Origin of the sequence: Parafrankia irregularis (genome assembly GCF_001536285.1) — a bacterium.
GTDB classification, from domain to species: Bacteria; Actinomycetota; Actinomycetes; order Frankiales; family Frankiaceae; genus Parafrankia; species Parafrankia irregularis.
Window position 1 is genome coordinate 69690 of record NZ_FAOZ01000029.1, and the last position, 17760, is coordinate 87449.

Sequence of the window (17760 nt, forward strand, 5' to 3'; positions counted from 1 at the left end):
GTCACCGACCGTCGCCGCCGCCGGGCCCGTCTCCGGGCCCGTCGCTGACCCCCAGCTCGGCGAGCATCGAGCGGTAGCGGACCTCGGCCAGTGCGGCCGCGGCCGGTTGCCCGTTTGCGCGCAGGGCGAGTGCCAGCACCTGCCAGAGCCCGTCCCGGTACCGGTCGACGTCGAGCCCGCGCTCGGCGAGCCGAGCGGCCTCCGCGTGCCGACCGGCCTCGGTGAGAAGACGGCTGACCCGCTCGCAGGCGGTGGCGAGCACGACGCGAAGGCGTTCTCGCTCGGTCAGCAACCAGTCCGTCGGCCGGCCGGCGGGGAGCAGCTCACCGCCGTGGCGCTCGATCGCCGTCATCAGGTGGTCGGCCTCGGTTTCGCGGTCGCCGCGTTGGCGGGCCTCGTCCGCCGCGGTGAGCAACTGCCCGAACCGGAGAAGATCGTGGTCGGCGTGGTCGGTGACGACCAGCAGGTACCCCTGGCCCGCGCGGCGCAGCAGCCGGCGCTGTTCCCGCGGTACGTCCGGCTCCAGCAGGCCGCGTAGCGCACTGATGGCCACCTGCAGACTGTGGTTGGCCCGGCTGGGTGATGCGTCCGGCCAGATCAGCTCGGTGAGCCGGTCCCGGGATACGGCACGGTCCGCGTGGACCGCGAGGATGTGGAGAAGCTCGAGGTTGCGTGGCTGCACCCCGTCGAGGCTGATCGCCGTGCCACCGCGGCTGATCTCGAAGCCGCCCAGGCAACGGATGGTCAGCCGGCCGGAGGCCGCGGTCCGCGGGTTCGGCGGCCCGGGCTCGACCGCGGCGCGCTGGCCCGCGGCTGGCTGCTCGGCGGCTGGCTGGTTTCTGGCCGGCCGGTCGGCGGTCGTGTTCGTCGCGGGTGTTGGCGGGCCGACGGCCGGGCGCACGACGTCGGTGGGGGTGCCCCCGTGCTCGTCGTGCGCCCCGGTGAGCCGGCGGAGCAGGGGGCCGATACCGGCGTCGGCCGCGATCCGGGCGGCCATCTCGTCCGCGGAGGCGTGACCGGGCCCGTCGGGCAGGTGACCGGCGCCGCGCGATGGTGCGCTGCCGGCCAGCGCGAGCGCGTACGGAGCTGGGCCGATGCGGGCCGCCGCCCGCACGGTCCGCGCCGTCTCCCGTTCGGGCAGCGCTGTTCCGGTGTGGCGTCCCGCGATCAGTCGCAGGACGCGGGCCCAGGTGGCCAGTGCCGGCGCGGAGAGCTCGTCGAAGTCCCGCGCGGCGGTCTCCAACGTCGCCGCCGCCTGCTGGGCGGCCCACGATCCGGTCGGCCTGGCGCGCATGCGGGCCTGCGCCGTTTCGCCGAGCCCGCCGATGGCCGGGTGGCGCACCGAGGCCGCCAGGGCGAGGGCGGCGAGGGCCTGCTCGCTCGCCGCGTCGGCCCCGTCGCCAGCGCTGGGAGGCGCGGTCAGCGTGACGAGCGCGCCGATCAGGCGGAGTATCGCTGAACCCCACTGGTCATCGGCGACCTCGGCGGCGTTGAGCAGGTGCAGGACGCGGCGGTGCCCGGTAGGCAGGCGCATCGCCCGGATACCGGTCGCGACCCGCAGGAAGGCCGGATAGCCGAGCCGCTCGGCGGCTGCCATCGCCGCGTCGACGACGTCGTCCGGCGTCCTGTCTCCGCGGTCGTCCGGCAGGACTTGTTCGTCCGCCATGAGCATGGCGCAGGCGGCGCTGCCGATCGCGGCGACAGCCTCGACGACCGGGCCTCCACCGGCTCCCCCAGCTCCACCTGCTCCGTCGGCTCCGTCGGTGATCAGGTCGAACCGGCGGCGTGCCAGCGGGATCCGGCCGCCGACGAAGGCGGCGATCCCACTGGCGAGCAGGGCCTGCGGGCTGTCGGTCGGACGGTCGATGTGGGCGCCGGGATCCTCCAGCACCTTCCGGATCATCCCGCTCCAGCTCGTCGTCCGCCGCAGCGCCGGATGGCGCCAGTCGTCGAGGCCGGCCTGCTCCCGGGCAACCCAGACGGGGGCCTGCGGGCCGAAGGCGGCGACGGCGCCCCGGTAGGCGTCGGCCGCGGCGTTCAGTGATCCGTTCGCGGTCAGCCGGCGTGCCACCGCGAGCAGCACCCACGGGTCGGAGTCCCGAATCGACGGCGGAAGCAGCTCGAACCAGTCGGCCGGATCCTCCGCCAGCCGTTCGCCGCCCTGCTCGAGCAGCCGCCGCACCTGTTTCCAGTCGCCGCATCGGCAGTAGCACAGCACTGCCTCGCTCAAAGCTCCGTCACGTTCACACAGGGTGGCCGCCGTGCGGTGTATCTCGTTCGCGCCGGCCTCGCCGAGCTCGTCGACGAGCTGGGCGAGCAGGTGCATCCGCAGGACCTCGTGGTAGCGATAGCTGATCCCGTCATCGTCGACGACGGTGAAAAGCCCGCGGCGTTCCAGGCCGGCGAGCTGGGCGTCGCTGCCCGTGCGGCCGAGCAGGTCATCGCAGCGCCGGTCGGTGAGCCGGTCGAAGACACAGGTCCGGATGAGGAAGTCCCGCTCCTCCGGGCGGACCGTGTCCAGGACGTGGGTGGTCAGGTACTCCCGGACGACTCTGGCCTTGGCCAGCCCGGAGAGGATCCGGGCCCGCTCACGCTGCGGGCGCCCCGACGTGGCCAGGTGAAACAGCTGCAGCCCGGCGGCCCAGCCGGACGTGCTGCGGGTGAGCGCGGCGACCTCGTCGGGACGAAGCCGGACCCCATGGCAGTCCCGGAACAGCTCCTCGACCTCCCAGACGCGGAACCGCAGCGCGTCCGCGTCCAGCTCCAGGATCCGCCCGGCAAGCCGGAGCCGGTGCAGGTCGAGATCGGGACGCCACCGGGCGGAGACGAGCACCCGCACGTGGGACGGCAGGTAGTCGAGGAAGGTCTGCGCCGCGGCCTCGGCCGGCTGGCCCTGAACCGTGTGCAGGTCGTCGAGAACGATCAGCAGATCGCTCCGCAGCCGCTGTTCGAGATCAGTGATCGCCATCTCGATGTCGGTCCAGGGCCGCTCGGTGGCCTGGCCGGCGCGGGTCGTGCCCTCCGCCGACGACGCCCACGTCGCCGGGGTGCGCTGCGCCGCCGGAGCGTGCTGTGCCGCCGGGGAGGCCTGTGACGCTGCCGGCTGGCTCGCGTTCCTGACGGCTGCCTGGAGATGGGCGAGAAACGCACCGCTGGTGCCGATCCGATCATCGAGTGTCAGCCAGGCGGTGGGATGGCGCAGGTGCTGGGCGATCTCGGCCAGGAGTGTGGACTTCCCCGCTCCGGCCGGAGCGACCACGAGGCCGACGCGGTAGGCCGGCGAGCCGGCGAACTCCCTGGTCAGGCGTTCCCGGCGCATTCTCGCGGCCGGCGGTGGACGAAATCGTGCCGGGATGACCCGCGGCGGCGCGCTCTCAGCCGTCACAGCGCCCTCCGACGTTGGCCGGGCCTGAACATCGGCCAGCCGTACCTGCACACGCCCATGCTGCGACGCATCGCCCCCCGCGTTCCTTCAGGCCGACGCTTTCCGCGCCCATACGCCGGCCTGACGCCATTGTCTGCACCGGCGTCCGCGCCGGCCGAGACATCGCTACTATTGCAGTGCTGGTGGTCGCCAGGTGGTCCCTTTCCGTGGATGCGACGTTGCAGGCCGGGTGGGCCGGCCGGCGGGTGATTCTTCGGTGGTTTGCCAGAAGCGGATAAGCAAACCTGTCGAGGCGGCGGACCAGACAGATCATCCGAGGTCGGTGCGGTGTCGAGGGAGCCCGGGTCGGGGGAGCTGTCCGGGTGGGGTGCCGGGCACCGGTGTGGGAAACTTGCTCGTACGCAAGGGTGCTGGTGGTGGATGACGGTTCGGTGAGACCGCGGCACCCCGAGGCCGCGGCCACCAACTCGCACCTTTCGTTCGAACAGTTCGAGAAACACGGTGCTCCTGGTGGCGCAGCGCTGCGCCATCCCGCCCGACATGGTTCCTGGCCGGCGAGGCGTGGACTTCGTCCAATCCCGGCATCCTGGAACAACGCACTATTTCGGATGGATGGTCGGTGCGTGCGGTATACCGTTGCCGATACAAGGTGCGGCCGCCGTCCGGAATGCGCTGTGACGCCGCGCGCACCACTCGTGATTACGGGGGAGATGCCGGATGGGGGCCGACGTCACGGCGAGTGGTCCGCGGGGGGACGACAATGACCGACTTTCGGCGTTGTTCGCTTCCTACCCGGCGGAGGAAGCGGAGGTTGCGCAGGGCTGCGCGGATCCCGGTTCGGAACCGGGCCTCGTGCCTGCGTCCGCTGATTCGCCCCCTGTCCGAACCGCGGCGGGTGGGTCGAGCACTGCGGGCGGGTCGAGCACGGTGGGCGGGCCAACCTGGTCACATCGGCCGGACGGGTCGCCGCAGGAGCGGAACCCCGGAGACCGGCCGTCGGCGCCGTCCCCCGCGCGCTCTCCGAACCGCGCCGGACCGCAGCCAGAGCCGCTGCCGCAGCCGCAGCCGCAGTCGCAGCCGCGGCCGCGGCCGTGCAGCGGACCTCGGTGCCAGCCGTTGTCGGGCGCCCTGCTGGTGGCGCCCGGCACTGGGCGAGCGGTTCGGATCCCGGCCCGCGCCGAGGAACCCGTGCACGCCGTGGTGGCCGGTGCGGTCACCACCTGGCCGCCACCGGAGTCGCAGCTGGCGCTGCGAGGGGATGACGGCCGCGAATACCGGTTCGCCGGGGTCCGTGCGCTGGTCGCGAGCGGTTCCCGGGTCCGCGTCGGGCAGGTGGTCGCGGTGGTGGCAGGTCACAGCGGTGGCGGGCCGTCGAGGCCAGCGGTCCTCGAGGTCGAGGTCACCGGGGCGGACGGCCGTCCGCTGGACGGGTACGGCCTGTTCGCCGGCCTGGCCGACCCGGCGGCGTACGTCGACCTGACGGAGGGCACCGATCCCGAGCTCGTCGCCGTTGACCGACACGACGACCTGCTCTCCGGGTACCGGGGTGCGGTCGGCGGCTGGGGTGTCCTTCGGTGACCACCTGTGCGCACTGCCATCGGGGGAACGACAGCGCGGCCGAGTTCTGCGCCGGGTGCGGTCGGATTCTCTGGTCCGCGCGGGGCGAGGGCTCCCAGCCGCGGGCCGACAGTCCGGGTGCGGTGCGCCTGGCCGGGCGCGCCGCCCGGTCAGGCGAGGGCGGTGGTCCCGCAAATCCGGCGGATGCCGCGAATGCGCGGCATCCTCGGGGGGAGCCGCCGCCCGCCCCCGCCCCGGCTCCTGGTCCTGCTCCGCGCAACCTCCAGCGAGACGGCGGGTGGGCGGGCACCGGGTCCGCTTACGAGGTGAGGCCGGGGCCGGGGCCGGAGACCACAATGTCATCACCTCCGGCCGGCCCCGGCGCCAGTCAGCAGGATCGGTCCCCCTGCCTGCCGGGCGCGCCGGCAGGGGCCTCGCGCACACCGCAGGGGCGTATCCGGATCGGTCGGGGCACACGTCCCGACGGCCTGACACCCATCCCCATCACCCAGCTCCTCGGCACCGACGCCACCGGTGGATCGTCCCTGCACGGGAGTCGTGGTGGGCATCCCGGCGAGGAGACGTCCTCCGCGACGTCCTCCCAGGAGCTGGCCGCCCCACGCGTGCTCCCGAGCGGTTCCGGCCTGGCCGACGCGCCGGTGCGCTGCCACTGCGGGCGAGAGAGCCCGCCGCAGAGCCGCTTCTGCCGCTGCGGCCAGATGCTGGCTCCCGCACAGTCCGACCTGCGGCCGGACGACCCACGGCCCGCCGCCGCGCCCGTCCCGTCACGGGGGCTGGGCTCGAGCCTCGAACGGGCCGGCGAGCGGCGCAGGTTCGACCGGGAGATGCGCCGCGCCGCGACCGGGCGGTCCGGCTACAGCCGACCGCTCGCGCTACGGGTCGTTGCCTTCCGGACGACGCTGGTGGTCGTGCTCATGGTGGTGGCGCTGGCGTCGGCCAGCACCACCACCCGGAGCTGGGCCGCTGACCGGCTCTCGACGGTGCTGCCGGGTTCCTACCGCGAGATCGATGAGTTCGCCTCGGTGCGCGTCGATCCGGAGATGGACGAGCGACCCGGCTACCTGGCTCAACGCGCCGTGGACGGATCCCGCAACCGGGCCTGGATGACGGCCTGGAACCCCACCGCCGAGATCGGTGAGAGCTGCCCGAAGACCGCCGGCCGGAGCGCGACCCTCGTGCTGCGATTCCCCAGCGCGGTTCGTGTCGATCGGGTCTCGATACGGGCCGGCCTGCCCAGGAACGATCCGGAGGCACCGGTCCAGGCACAGCCGAAACAGATCGGGATCCAACTCGACGACCAGTGCTGGACGAAGGATCTCAGCGACAGCGGTGAACCGCAGGTGCTGAAGGGCGTGGCCGGCCGGGATGTCCGCATCGCTCGGGTGTGGATCGTCGACACCTTCGACCATTCGAACGGCTCGGGTACCTTCGTCGCGATCAGCGAGATCGACTTCTCGACCGGCGGATGACACCGGAACGGCCCCGGCCCCGGCCGGGGCCGGGCCCGGCTCAGACCGGGAGCAGCCGCACCGAGACCTCGCGGGCGCCGTGCTCCACGACCGCCCGCGCACCGTCGGCAAGCACTGTCACCTGGGCGAACCGGCCGCGCACCGACGCAGCGGTGAGTACCGGCACCGAGCCTCGCGGCAGCGAACGAACCGCCGGATCCAGCCGGATCGTCAACGTCGCCGCGCCGCCGAGCCGAACCGCCCGCTCGACCCGCAGCGCCGCCTCCCGCCCGGCTCCCGCGGCTCCCACCGTCACCTCCAGCGCGCCGCCGGTCTGCGTGAAGTCGCCCCTGACCTGCACCGTCTTCGTGGCTTCGACCCGCAGTACACCGCCATCCACCCGGACGTCGCCGCGGCCGAGCGCCGCGGCCGAACCGGCGGTGAGGGCGCCGGCCCGAACCGTGGTGGTGCCGGTGAAGCTGTTCGCGCCGGTCAGCGCGAGCGTGCCGCTACCGGTCTTGACCAGCCCGCCGCGCCCGCCGATGTCGTTGCGCCAGGTGTCGTGGGCGTGGAAGCCACCGAGGGAGGCGTCCAGGTCGGCGGACACGTCACCGTCGAAGGCGCCGTAGCCGTCGGCGGCGGTGAACAGGTCGAGCCGGCCCCACTGTTCGGTGCCGTCCAGCAGCGGGTAGCCGCCGGGGAGCGCGGTGCTGCGCAGCACCGCGCGGCGCTGGTCCGCGCTCAGGTATGGCAGCCGGGTCTCCAGCAGCACCTCGGCGCCCTTCGGGACGACCAGCGGCCGGTCCGGCCCGCCGCGGCGCAGCATGTACGTGTAGAACGGGGCGATCCTGCGGGCGTTGGCCTCCCGGCTCGCGTAGGCATCGGTGCCGGTGCCGGTGCCGGTGCCGGTGCCGGTGCCGGTGCCGGGCGCCGCCGCGTGCGCGTAGGTGAACAGGGTGTCGGCGGTCGTGCCGGTCCGTCCGGTGAAGTACTGCGTGGCCTGGGCTCGTGCGGCCACCTTGAGCGCCGCGTTGGCCGGGTCGCCGAGCGTCGCCGCGGCGAGTGCGGTCGCCAGGATCCGCCCGCCGATCACGTCGACGGGGGAGTGCATACCGGCGAGGATCCGGGTGTTGCTCAGCTCGTACGCCCGGGCCACCAGCTCCTGGAACCGCTCGGGCACGGCGTAGGCGAGGGCGAGCGCGGCCAGGTGGAAGGCGTTCGTGTGCCCACTGGGGAAACCGCCGTCCTCGGCGGGCACCGTGGAACGCTGGCGCAACAGCTGCGCGGCGACCGTCACCTCCGAGCGGTACACCGGGAATCCCAGGTCATCGACGGCGCCGGTGTCGACGACCTCGCTGCGCTCGGTCATCCGCCACGGGCGCGGGTACAGGTAGCTGAACTTGCTCGGATTACTGGACGCGAACGGTCCGCGCACCGTGTTCACAAGGGTGACGACGTTGCCCAGCGCGGAGCTCACCGAACCGGCCCCGATCGCCGAACCGGCCGGCGCGCCCGCGGGGACGGCGTCGTCGATCTTCGCGGGTGGGGTGCCGTCCGGCGCAGAGGTGATGCTGGTGACGGCCAGCGCCCCCTCCTTGTACAGCGCGGCCAGCGGGCCGAGCGCGGCGATCACGGCGTAGCTCTGGTGCTGCCGGTCGTAGATGAACGCGTCGCGGGCCTGCGCGTCGGTGCGCCGGCGGGTCACCTCGGCGGTGTAGCGCATGTTCTCGCGCAGGACGTCCGGCCGCAGCGGGCTGCCGGTGTTCCAGGCCGTCCCGGTCTGCCACAGCTTCGCCATCCCGTCGAGGATCCGCACGGCCGCGTTGCCCGCCGCGGTCAGGTCCGCGGTCGTGTTCGTCCGGTAGGCGTCGACGAACGCGGCGGCCGCGCTCCCACCGGCTGTGCCTTCGGCGGCGGCGGTCGTGGTGGAGGCGGCCGCGGCGGTGCCGGCGGATGCCGTGAGCCAGGCCGGTGCCATCAGCGTTCCGAGGGCGGCCGCCGCGGATCCGCGCAGAACGCTCCGCCGGTCGAGTGCCCGCAGGCCGTCCGCTGCCACCCTGCCCGCCGCCACCCTGCCCGCCGCCGCTGCGTCGTGCTTTTCCTCGTGCATGAAAGAAGCGCTCCACCGGCCGGTTCGGAGAAGGGGACGCGCCGCCGGCCCCGTGCTCGCCCCATCCGCAGCTGGCAGTATGCAGATGATCTGCGACGGCGGCTGGAACGAAACGTTGTTGCGACATGAACGGAAGCCGTCACTGTTTCGGTTCCCCGTGAGGACCGGGGATTCTGGTGGGCAGTGACCGGTGCACCCGCTCGACTATCGATGACTTTCGCTAATCGCCGCTTTCACCGAAAGCGGCGACGGTAGAGTCCGCTGGCGACAGTTCGTGTTGTGCCGGGAGTAGCCGGGCTCGGTGAAGCCGGTGAAATCGGCGAGGGGGTGCGGCCGTGGACCTTCCGGCGGGGGGCGGGCCCGTCGACTTCCAGGTTCACCGGTCCCGGCTCGGCGTCGAGGGCGGCCGGGCCGCGTTCGAGCGGATGGTGACCTCACTCGTCGACCGCCTGCACGGCCCGGCGCACGGCGTCGCCCCGATCCAGGGCGACCGGGGCGTCGATGTCTTCCTCGGCGATCTCACCAGCCAGGTCCGGATCTGGCAGGTCCGCTACGTCATCGACCGCCTGGCCGCCGACCAGCTGCGCAACGTCGAGCACTCCTTCGCACGGGCCTGCCGGGCGGCGCGCGAGAACGGCTACGGGATCGAAAGCTGGGTGCTGTGCGTCCCGGTGAGCCTTCCGCCGGAAGCCCGCCGGCGTTGGACGGCCTGGCGCGACGGCCGCCAGCGGGAGACGAACATCGCCATCGAGCTGTGGGACGAGACGCGCCTGCGCTCCCTGCTGATGCGTCCCGACACCGACGACATCCGCCGTGCGTACTACGACGACGACGTCCAGGCCGAGCGGCGGACGTCAACTGGCGAGCGGCAGCCGGCGACCGGCGAGACACAGCCGGCGACCGGCGAGGTACGGCCCGTGGCCGGTACCGGCGAGGGGTGGCCGTCGACCGGTGGGAGGCGGCTCCCGACCGGGCAGCCGCGGTTGCGTGCCCGCCACGACGACGAGGCGCTCGACGCGACTGATCCGGCGGCCGGTCGCTGGTACGGGGGAGCGGAGGTCCGCCTCGGCCACGCCTGCTATCTCCTGCATGATCCGGTCACCGAGACCGTCGCGCCGGACCGGTCCTGGGCGCAGTACGACGCCGACGCCCGAGAGCTGGTGCCGACGGCCCGGCCGGTGCGGATCAGGCACCTGCAGGTACATCGCCCGACAGCGGAAGCCGAGGCCCGCCGCAACGGCCTACGTGCCCAGGCCGACCTGCTGGACCAGTTCGCCGGCGCGGCCGGTCTGCCACGCACGCTCACCCGGCACGGCCTGGCCGGCAACGGTGACGACAGCGGCAGCGGCAGCGGCAGCGACAACGGCGAGGGCAGCGGCCCCGGCCCCGGCCCCGGCCCCGGGCGGGGGCAGGAACACGAGTACGAACAGGAGCACAGGTACCGGCAGGCGCTCACCCGGTGCGACACGGCGACGCTGGTGCTGTCGGCGCCGACCGGCCGGTCCTGGCGCGACGTCCACACCCCCGGGTCAAGCCTCTCCCGCCTCTCCCGTTCCGCGGTCTCCCGCGGCGGCCCGGCCCGTACCCGTCCCGTCCCAGGCGGGTTCGGTGTGCGCGGATTCGGCGCGGGCGGGCCGGTCGGCGGGCTGGACCGCATCGCCGCCGCGGGGGCGCTCGCCGCGGCGGCCGAACTCTGCCTCGTCCTGCAGACACTGCACCAGCAGGGGCAGGCGCACCGCTGCCTGACCCTCGACGCGATCGTCATCACCGCCCCGGGCCGCGGCCGGCGGGCCGTCGCGCTGCGCGATCTCGGCCTGCTCGGCCTGACCGAGGTCCCCGGCGAGGGCGGCCCCTGGCAGGCACCCGAGCAACGTCACCAGGGGCTCGGCCGCTGGCACCATTCCGTGCCGGCGGGCGGCAGCCTGGCCCCGCGTCCCATCCGGGGCCTGGGGGCTCGTCCCGGGCCACCGGCGGACGTCCACCAGGTCGCGGCGCTGGTCCGGGAGACTCTCGGTGGGCTCGCATCCGCGCCGGACGTGCCGCTGCCGGGCCATTCGGCCGAGTTCAACGATCTGCTGGCGCGCGCCCTGCACCCGGACCCGGCCCGGCGCCCACCCGTCGGCGCTCTCGCCGTCGGCCTGCGCGCCGAGCGCCAGCGACTCTCCCTCGGGGGACGTCCGTGACGTCGTCCCGCCGCCTGTTCGTGATGCCTGACATGGGTGATACCTGACAAGCACGATGCCTGAGAGACACGATGCCTGACATGGGCGACTTCTGGTCAGCCGTCAAGAATGCCCGGGGCAGGTGATACGGGTGACCCTCCGTTCAGGTGCCCCTGCGGCGGTGAACTTCGGTCGGTTCGCGAATTGGGCTACTCCCGCCGCCCCTTTTCCGTTCCGGAGATCATTACAAGGGCCCATGCCGGCGGCGCATCACTCTCCCGGTCGAGGTGGCTTCGTCCGGTAACCCCTTTTCTGGTGCCGCGGTGGGGTCAACCGGCATTCCCCCGGGTGCTCGCTCGTTCCCCTGAGGAGAGCACGGACGGCTGCCGGCTGGGGCCGTCTCGTCCACGGAGGGATGTTTCGACAAATGGGGCAACCGGTGCAGGTGCAGGTGCCGGGGATGGCAGACAGGCACGAGTCCGTGCCGACCCTGGGCGCGGCGCTGGATGACGCGGGCAGGTGCCGCGGTGGCCGATCGCTGTCGCCGCTGGAGGCATCCCTGGAACTGCTCGACTTCACCGACGGGCTCAGCACGGCACTGACCGTGGAGGACGTTGCCCGGGTCGCCTTCCAGACAGTCACCCGCCTCGGTGTCACCTTCGCCGGCATGGTGCTGTTCGAGGAGGACGGCGACCTCGGCCCACGCGGCGGCCCGCCGGGCGCGCCGCTGCGGACGAGGGTCATCACCTGGCCCCGCCCACCCGCCGTCGACCGTGCCTGGGCCGCTCCGGGCAGCTGGGGCCCCGCCGTCGCGACCCAGGTCATGCAGACCGGCCGCGCCCGCTTCGACGCCTCGGCGGCACGCTACCTGCGCGACTTTCCCGACCGTGCCGAGGTCTTCGCCGAGCTCGGCATCGAGGCCTGCGCCAGCCTCCCGGTCGTCGCCGACGGCGGCGACGGCCCGCTCGGGGTGCTGCTGCTCGCCTGGCCCGAGCCCAGGCGGTTCGGGCCGGACTGCCAGGCCTTCCTCCACGCGATGGCCTCCGCCTACGGGCGGGCGATCGGGCGTGCCCGTCGCTACGAACGCCAGATGTGCACCGTGGAGACCCTGCAGCGCGCCATCCTGCCGCAGCAGCTGCCGGTCGTGCCCGGCGTCCAGCTCACCGCCCGCTACCTGCCCGCCGGCCGCGACGTCGGCCTCGGCGGCGACTGGTACGACGCGACCGTCCTGCCCGACGGGACGCTGGCCCTCGCCGTCGGCGACGTCGGCGGCCACGGGCTGCGCGCCACAGCGCTCATGGCGGAGCTCAGCCACTCGGCCCGGGCCTACGCGCTGCACGGCCTGTCGCCCGCGGCGATCACCACCCAGCTGTCGGCCAACCTGGCCAGCTCCGGCAGCGAGATCCTGGCCACCGCGGTGATCGCCCAGCTCGATCCGGCCACCGGGCGTTTCAGCTGGTCGTGCGCGGGCCATCCACCGCCGCTGCACCTCGCGGGGGAGGGCGGCCGCCCGCGCTACCTGTCCGAGGTCCACGGCCCGATGCTCGGCGTGCTGTCCGACCACCGGTACGGGCAGAGCGGGCTGCGGCTGACCGGCCCGGGCCTGCTGCTGTACACCGACGGGCTCGTCGAGCGCCGTGACGTCTCCATCTCCCAGCGCCTCGAGGCCTTGGCCGCGAGCGCCACCCGGGTGGCCGGACGAGACTCGTCGGGACGGGCGCCGTCGGGTCGAAAGCCGTCGGGACGGGTGCCGTCCGAGCGGGTGCTCGATCGGGCGGACATCGCCGCTGCCGCCGCCAGCACCGACCTCGACCAGCTGTGCGACGCGCTGCTGGCCGAGATCGCCGGGCCGGGCGAGCGAGAGGACGACGTCTGCGTCCTCGGCGTCACCCTGATCTGAGCCCGAAGGCGCGCAAACCGCCGGTATATCCCCAGGCGGGTGAGACTCAGCTGGTCCGCCGGTGATGTCGCGCTCTGGGACAACCGCGTTCTGCTGCACTACGGAGTCCGTGACTACGGCGACTCCCCGCGGGAGCTGGAACGTGTGCTCGTCGCCGCGCGGCCGCAGGACTTCATCGAGGAACTGATCTGAGGAACTGATCCGAGGAACTGCGCTGAGGGCAGGGCACCGGCCGGAGTCCGGTGGCCGACAGGCCTTCACGCCTTGCAGGCCTGGGACGTCCCGCGTGACACTCCCTGTGAGCTCACGATTCGGTTGTGACCATCACGGTCCGGCACGGCGGAGGTTGCTGATGTTCGGTCATCGCAGGTCCGCGAGCGACAGAGCCGCCGACCCGGGCCCGCCGGCCGCGCCGCCCATGCCCGGCCCCGGCCCCTACGACGAGGCCGACGCACCGGACCTCGGCCTGCCCGAGTGGGACTGGCCGCCGCTGGTCGACTACGGCGCGCTGCGCGTCGCCGTGCCGGATGCCGTGACGGCCGAGATCCAGCCGGCCCCCGGCAGGCCCGACGTCCAGGAACTCGTCCTGCGGGCCGATCGGCTGACGATTCGGCTGGCCGCCTTCGCCGCTCCGAAGAGCCGCGGCACCTGGGACGGATTCCGCGCCGACCTGGCCGCCGCGACTGCCGAGACCGACGCGCCCAGCGCAGCTGACGTGCCCAGCGCAGCCGACGTGCCCAGCACTGCCGTACCCGCCTGCGCCACCCCGGTCGGCACGCCGACCGTCACCTCCGGCCGGTATGGGCCGGAGTTCAGCAGCGGCGGCAGCAGGCTGATCGGGATCTCAGGCCCGCGCTGGTACCTGCGGATCGTCATCACCCCGGCCGGGGAGGGCGAGGCCGCGGACGCCGGTACCTCGCTGCCCGTTCTGGACGTGATCCTGCGCGGCACGGTGGTCGTGCGCGGAACGGGCGCCATGCCGGCCGGAGCAGCCCTCCCACTGGGCCACCGTCAGCCCGCCGGCGCGCACCGCGTCGCGGTGTCCGATCTGTGGACGGACGAGCCGACCACGGCCGGCACCGGCACCCTCGAACGCCGGCGCGACGTCTACGAGTCCACCGGTGCCTTCACCGGCTCCCTGAGCCGCAACCTCTCCACCTGGGGCTGACCTTGCCGCCTGCGGCTCCACCTGTGGCTCGCGTCCGCACCTGAGGCTCGCGTCCGCACCTGAGGCTGGCGTCCGCGGTGCCCGGCTCGGCCCGGGCCCGCCGGATCAGGGTTCTCGATGTCTCTGCCGGGCCGCCTGGCCGTGCCGCGGCCGGCTGTCGGTCGAAATCCGCTTCAGGACGTCGATGACCGAAACCCCCGCCTCGACGTACCAGCTGCCGACCACCGCGCCGCCGATCATCACCACACCGAACCCGATCAGCCAGGACAGGATGGTGAACACGACACCGATCGGCCCGTAGGTGCTTTCGTTCGACACGATCGTCGCCGAGAACGTCAGCCGGCTGAACCCGCCCAGCCCGGTCAGCCCGATCGTCGTGAAGAAGGCCACCGGCCAGGCCGAGCGCCAGCTCAGCCGGCCCATCGTGAGCACCCGGGCACCCGCCCACAGGAACATCGCCGTCATCACGACGACGACCAGTGCGTAGCCGACCTGACCGACCGCGGTGCCGGTAAGCACCGCTCCGAGCGCCGTCGAACCGGCCAGGAACACGAGCAGCCCAGACAGCCAGATGACCTGATGGCGTAGACCGCGCAGACCCGCCGGGCTCAGCCGAAACACCCGCTCGTACACCACCTGAATGGACGCGGCCAGGCTCACCCCGCCCAGTACCAGCCAGAGCACGCCCAGCACGGACCAACCGGAGACCGTCGTCCCACTCCGCGGTGTGAAAAGCCGCTCGACGGCCATCGCCGCATCGTGGTTCAGGCCCATTCGCCTGATGATGATGTCCGCCGCCCCGCCGGCACCCAGAGGCGATGCCGCCGCCAACGCGATCACGAACGGGAAGAACATCATCAGAATCAGCGCGGCAAGGTTCATCGCCCCGTTGATCAGATCCGCCGCACGGAGCCGCGAAGCCAGATCGCCGCGCAGCGCCCGCCGCATCCGCCGCCGCGCCACACCGAGGCGAAGCGTGTCGCGAAGCCTCGCACCGACGCGCCCGAAAGGCCCGAAGCGGTTCGACGTCATTCCTGGACGGCTTCTGGACGGCGTTCCGCGGCCACCGGGACGGATACCCGGAGGTCAGTTCGTCCCGGCGAGCAGGTGAGGCGGGAAGCCGCCGCGGCTGATCGGCCCCCAGCGGTCGATCCGCAGCCGCAGCAGCACCTTGCCCTGGCGCCGCATCGCCTCGCGGTACTCCTCCCAGTCCGGATGCTCCCCGCTGATGCAGCGGTAGTACTCGACGAGCTCCTCCACCGCCGCCGGCTGATCCACCACCGTGATGCTTCCGTCGACCTGCACCCAGTCACCGCTGAACTCGTCCGACAGCACACAGACCGACGCCCGTTCGTCCCGGCGTGCGTTACGTGCCTTGGCGCGATCGGGATAGGTCGAGATGACGATGTCGTCGGCCCTGTCCACACCCATGGTCACGGGCGACAGCTGCGGCCTTCCGTCACTTCGGGTGGTGACGAGAATGCCATGGTGCCGAGGACGGACGAACTCGAGCAGAGCGGTCCGGTCGACAACGAGATCACGTGCGGCGGTCGGGCTCACGCGCCCGATGCTAACGCCGCCACCAGGCACCTCCCGCCAACCCGCGACCGCCCGCTCGCCCCCCGCACCTCGTCCCAGCTGTCCCGCACCCGGGGAGTCGCCTTGGGGGCCGCCTGCCGCTACGCATGTCCAGGCCCTCAACGATCGGCCAACCCCGGCGACACGCCGCACCGGGGCTGCACCCGGGCCGGATCCGAGGCGCCCGGGCCTCGGATCGACCGCCGACAAAATTGGTTGCCCCCTCGGCGTCAAACGCCCTACGGGCCTGGTATGGTTGTCCACGTCGCCGCGGAAACGCGGAGGCAGGCGCCGCTAGCTCAATTGGCAGAGCAGCGGACTCTTAATCCGCGGGTTCGGGGTTCAAGTCCCTGGCGGCGCACCCGTAGCCCCTGGTCAGGGCGCATTTCGCAAGATGGATGGTCTCGATTCTATCGAGGCTATCCCGCTTATACCCCGCATTTCACGGACAGTCGTGGGTGTTTTCTCGTTTGCCTTCACGGCTGTTGTGAGCGGCAGTGGACGGCGGCCAGGGCGGCAGCCAAGCCCGCGAACATCAACGGACGGTCACGGATTCGGCGAACGAGATTAAGCCCGTGACCGGCGTCGGCGGACATCCACGGACACCGGCACCAGGCATGATCGTCGCGCTGCGAGTGTCCGCCGATCGCATTCGCCCGCTGCTGGCGGAGGCTACGACGCCGACCGGCGACGGACCGTTGTGGCGGCCCTGGCGCACGGCGAGGACTGACGAGGCGCCACATGGGCCCGCCCGGCGTCACTGCGATCGGGACGTGGCGGTGACTGCCTCGCGGACCGCGCGCTGGTATTGGTGCTGGTGGAACACGAAGGGCCCGAAGCCCTCGTAGTCGCGGCCAGGGCGGTACGGCTGGATGAAGCCGCGCCACGTCACCAGGTCTCCGTCGGTAACCACGTGGGCCTCGAGCGGCCAACAGCCCACTTCGCCGCAGTCGCAACCGAGCAACGCGACCACGCCTCTCTTGGCCCAGTAGGGGGAATCCGGTCGCCCGGTGAGGTAGCTGGCTAGGTCGCCGAAGTTGAAGAAGTCAAGGATGATCCCGGCATATGCGCCAGGCACGTCGTGGCCGGTGGCATGTTCGAAATCCGAAACCAGGTCCACCAGGCTCACATCGTCGACGTACGGCAGCAGCTCACGGGCAGACTCCGGCCCTTCGCCCCACGGACGCACGTGGAAACGAACCTCGCTGATTCGCGGTCGAGTCGACACAGGCCAAGTCTGCCGTAGGCCGCCCTGTGCTCACGCGGTCCGCGTCCGGGGACAAGGCACCGCCGTCCACCCGCAAGCCCGCCCGCCGCAGCGCGCGCCAGGTGGCGGAAGAACGAGTAGTGGATGGCAGCCAGAGCGGCCCGATCTAACTCCGCCAGTCCTCCTGCCCGCGCCGCCGGGCCGAGTCTGCGGATGATCGACCACAGCACCGATCTCTTGCCCGCGCCTGGTCGCGCCAACGACGAGGATGCGTCCCCCGGTCCGCCACCGACCACCAGAACAGCACCGCGTTCGACGCACCCCACGGAAACCGACTCGCCGGAAACCCCGCCTGCTCCAGTACCGACCGCGCTGGCCGTTCATCCGAGAACAGGTCGGCCAGCGCATGCACCTGCTCACCGCTCAGACCCTCGACCACCGGCCAACCCCGCCAAGCCCCACCAGGACGATATGAACCGTCACCCAGACGAACATCGTCCCTCATCGGCTCGTGCTCGCCGTGTCAAGAAGCCACCAGGGAAGGGCCGCGCCGCGCGACGGCTGCGCGCGGCGCTGGCGCGCCGTGCTCGCCGGTGCATCCCAGGCTGCCACCATCGCATCGGGCCGCCGGTTGACTGGCTGCAATGATGTGCAGGTGATGTCGGCCCGGGTGCTGCCTGCAGAGAACGCGGCACAAGTGTTGCTTGCCAAGGTCGAGGCACAGAGAACAGCCGCCCACGAACTCGCCGTGCGGCAGGCGTGGGCCGCGTTCCTGGATTTCGCTGCTGTCCGCTTCGACGTCCCAGACGAGCCGAACGCCGATGGTCTGCTCTACCAGTTTGGGATCTTTGACTTCGGCGGCGGACCCGCGTTCTACCTCGATCCCGTTCGGCAGTTCGCCCGCTTCGACGATGACGAATACATCCAAGTGCACCTTGAGATTCAGTTCTCCCCTAGTAACGATCTCGCCGCCCTCGGCGAGCACTCCGAGTGGTGGTTCTCCGACGGCAGCATCGAGTTGAGCGACTGGACGCAGGTCATCTCGCGTCGATCGGAATGGGTGATCCTGAACGAGCTCATTCCGATCAGCGTCAACGTCTACCAAGACGGGACCTGAGCCGGCTACATCCGGCCGCAGCCCCACCGTAGTACAGCCATCCGTACCGGCACCACACTTGATCAAGTGTCGGCAGCCGGAGTGGCCGCCAAGCCGGACCGCCGTCC

The 17760-nt window shown here is 72.3% G+C and carries 13 protein-coding genes and 1 tRNA gene; 8 read left to right on the forward strand and 6 right to left on the reverse strand.

Translation table 11 applies throughout. The features are described 5' to 3' along the window. Position 1: 1 nt before the first annotated feature. Entirely contained in the window at positions 2–3385 is a 3384-nt protein-coding gene (locus AWX74_RS30285; protein ID WP_242666483.1) for an AfsR/SARP family transcriptional regulator, read from the reverse strand. 1188 nt (positions 3386–4573) lie between these two features. Between AWX74_RS30285 and AWX74_RS30290 the strand changes: the two genes are divergently transcribed. Both AWX74_RS30290 and AWX74_RS30295 read left to right on the forward strand, forming a co-directional pair. After that, a complete protein-coding gene (locus AWX74_RS30290) occupies positions 4574–4963 on the forward strand; it encodes a hypothetical protein (RefSeq protein WP_131799572.1) in 390 nt (129 codons plus the stop codon). Positions 4964–5298: 335 nt separating this feature from the next. Beyond that, positions 5299–6432 carry a hypothetical protein gene (locus AWX74_RS30295; RefSeq protein ID WP_091283766.1) on the forward strand — a complete coding sequence of 378 codons (1134 nt, stop codon included), beginning with the start codon at positions 5299–5301 and terminating at the stop codon, positions 6430–6432. 40 nt (positions 6433–6472) lie between these two features. On the opposite strand, the gene AWX74_RS30300 is transcribed toward AWX74_RS30295, so the two are convergent. Next, on the reverse strand, positions 6473–8521 hold the full coding sequence (locus AWX74_RS30300; RefSeq protein ID WP_091283768.1) for a phosphatase PAP2 family protein: 2049 nt from the start codon (positions 8519–8521) through the stop codon (positions 6473–6475). 335 nt (positions 8522–8856) lie between these two features. Here AWX74_RS30300 and AWX74_RS40285 point away from each other — a divergent pair, with 335 nt between their 5' ends. From AWX74_RS40285 to AWX74_RS30320, 4 genes are all read left to right on the forward strand, one after another. After that, positions 8857–10704: a protein kinase family protein gene (locus AWX74_RS40285; RefSeq protein WP_091283770.1), complete on the forward strand. Its 1848-nt coding sequence runs from the start codon at positions 8857–8859 to the stop codon at positions 10702–10704. Between the two features lie 439 nt (positions 10705–11143). Next, a complete protein-coding gene (locus AWX74_RS30310; RefSeq protein WP_226931012.1) occupies positions 11144–12583 on the forward strand; it encodes a PP2C family protein-serine/threonine phosphatase in 1440 nt (479 codons plus the stop codon). Positions 12584–12622: 39 nt separating this feature from the next. After that, a complete protein-coding gene (locus tag AWX74_RS30315) occupies positions 12623–12775 on the forward strand; it encodes a TauD/TfdA family dioxygenase (RefSeq protein WP_311983874.1) in 153 nt (50 codons plus the stop codon). Between the two features lie 160 nt (positions 12776–12935). Continuing rightward, entirely contained in the window at positions 12936–13751 is an 816-nt protein-coding gene (locus AWX74_RS30320; protein WP_091283775.1) for a DUF3710 domain-containing protein, read from the forward strand. Positions 13752–13856: 105 nt separating this feature from the next. Here AWX74_RS30320 and AWX74_RS30325 read toward each other — a convergent pair whose 3' ends face one another. Next, the gene (locus AWX74_RS30325; RefSeq protein ID WP_226931011.1) at positions 13857–14783 is read right to left on the reverse strand and encodes a YihY/virulence factor BrkB family protein; all 927 of its coding nucleotides are present in this window, start codon (positions 14781–14783) and stop codon (positions 13857–13859) included. Positions 14784–14837: 54 nt separating this feature from the next. Next, entirely contained in the window at positions 14838–15311 is a 474-nt protein-coding gene (locus tag AWX74_RS30330) for a PPOX class F420-dependent oxidoreductase (protein WP_054564445.1), read from the reverse strand. A gap of 306 nt (positions 15312–15617) precedes the next feature. Here AWX74_RS30330 and AWX74_RS30335 point away from each other — a divergent pair. Then, a tRNA-Lys gene (locus tag AWX74_RS30335) sits at positions 15618–15690 on the forward strand. Positions 15691–16086: 396 nt separating this feature from the next. Here the strand turns inward: AWX74_RS30335 and AWX74_RS30340 are convergent. Beyond that, positions 16087–16518, reverse strand: coding sequence for a hypothetical protein (locus AWX74_RS30340; RefSeq protein ID WP_207550447.1), 432 nt, complete (start codon positions 16516–16518; stop codon positions 16087–16089). Positions 16519–16702: 184 nt separating this feature from the next. After that, complete coding sequence (locus tag AWX74_RS42695) at positions 16703–17041, reverse strand: effector-associated domain EAD1-containing protein (RefSeq protein ID WP_226931009.1); 339 nt, start codon at positions 17039–17041, stop codon at positions 16703–16705. Positions 17042–17056: 15 nt separating this feature from the next. Between AWX74_RS42695 and AWX74_RS30345 the strand changes: the two genes are divergently transcribed. Beyond that, positions 17057–17653 (forward strand): hypothetical protein, encoded by a 597-nt coding sequence (locus AWX74_RS30345; RefSeq protein WP_165615837.1) that lies wholly within the window; start codon positions 17057–17059, stop codon positions 17651–17653. Positions 17654–17760: the final 107 nt, after the last annotated feature.

What these genes read in the sequence shown, in the direction of transcription:
- AWX74_RS30295 (WP_091283766.1), top strand. Translation starts at nt 5,299, where the DNA reads ATGTCATCACCTCCGGCCGGCCCCGGCGCCAGTCAGCAGGATCGGTCC.
- AWX74_RS30300 (WP_091283768.1), bottom strand. Translation starts at nt 8,521, where the DNA reads ATGCACGAGGAAAAGCACGACGCAGCGGCGGCGGGCAGGGTGGCGGCG.
- AWX74_RS30310 (WP_226931012.1), top strand. Translation starts at nt 11,144, where the DNA reads ATGGCAGACAGGCACGAGTCCGTGCCGACCCTGGGCGCGGCGCTGGAT.
- AWX74_RS30320 (WP_091283775.1), top strand. Translation starts at nt 12,936, where the DNA reads ATGTTCGGTCATCGCAGGTCCGCGAGCGACAGAGCCGCCGACCCGGGC.
- AWX74_RS30325 (WP_226931011.1), bottom strand. Translation starts at nt 14,783, where the DNA reads ATGACGTCGAACCGCTTCGGGCCTTTCGGGCGCGTCGGTGCGAGGCTT.
- AWX74_RS42695 (WP_226931009.1), bottom strand. Translation starts at nt 17,041, where the DNA reads ATGAGGGACGATGTTCGTCTGGGTGACGGTTCATATCGTCCTGGTGGG.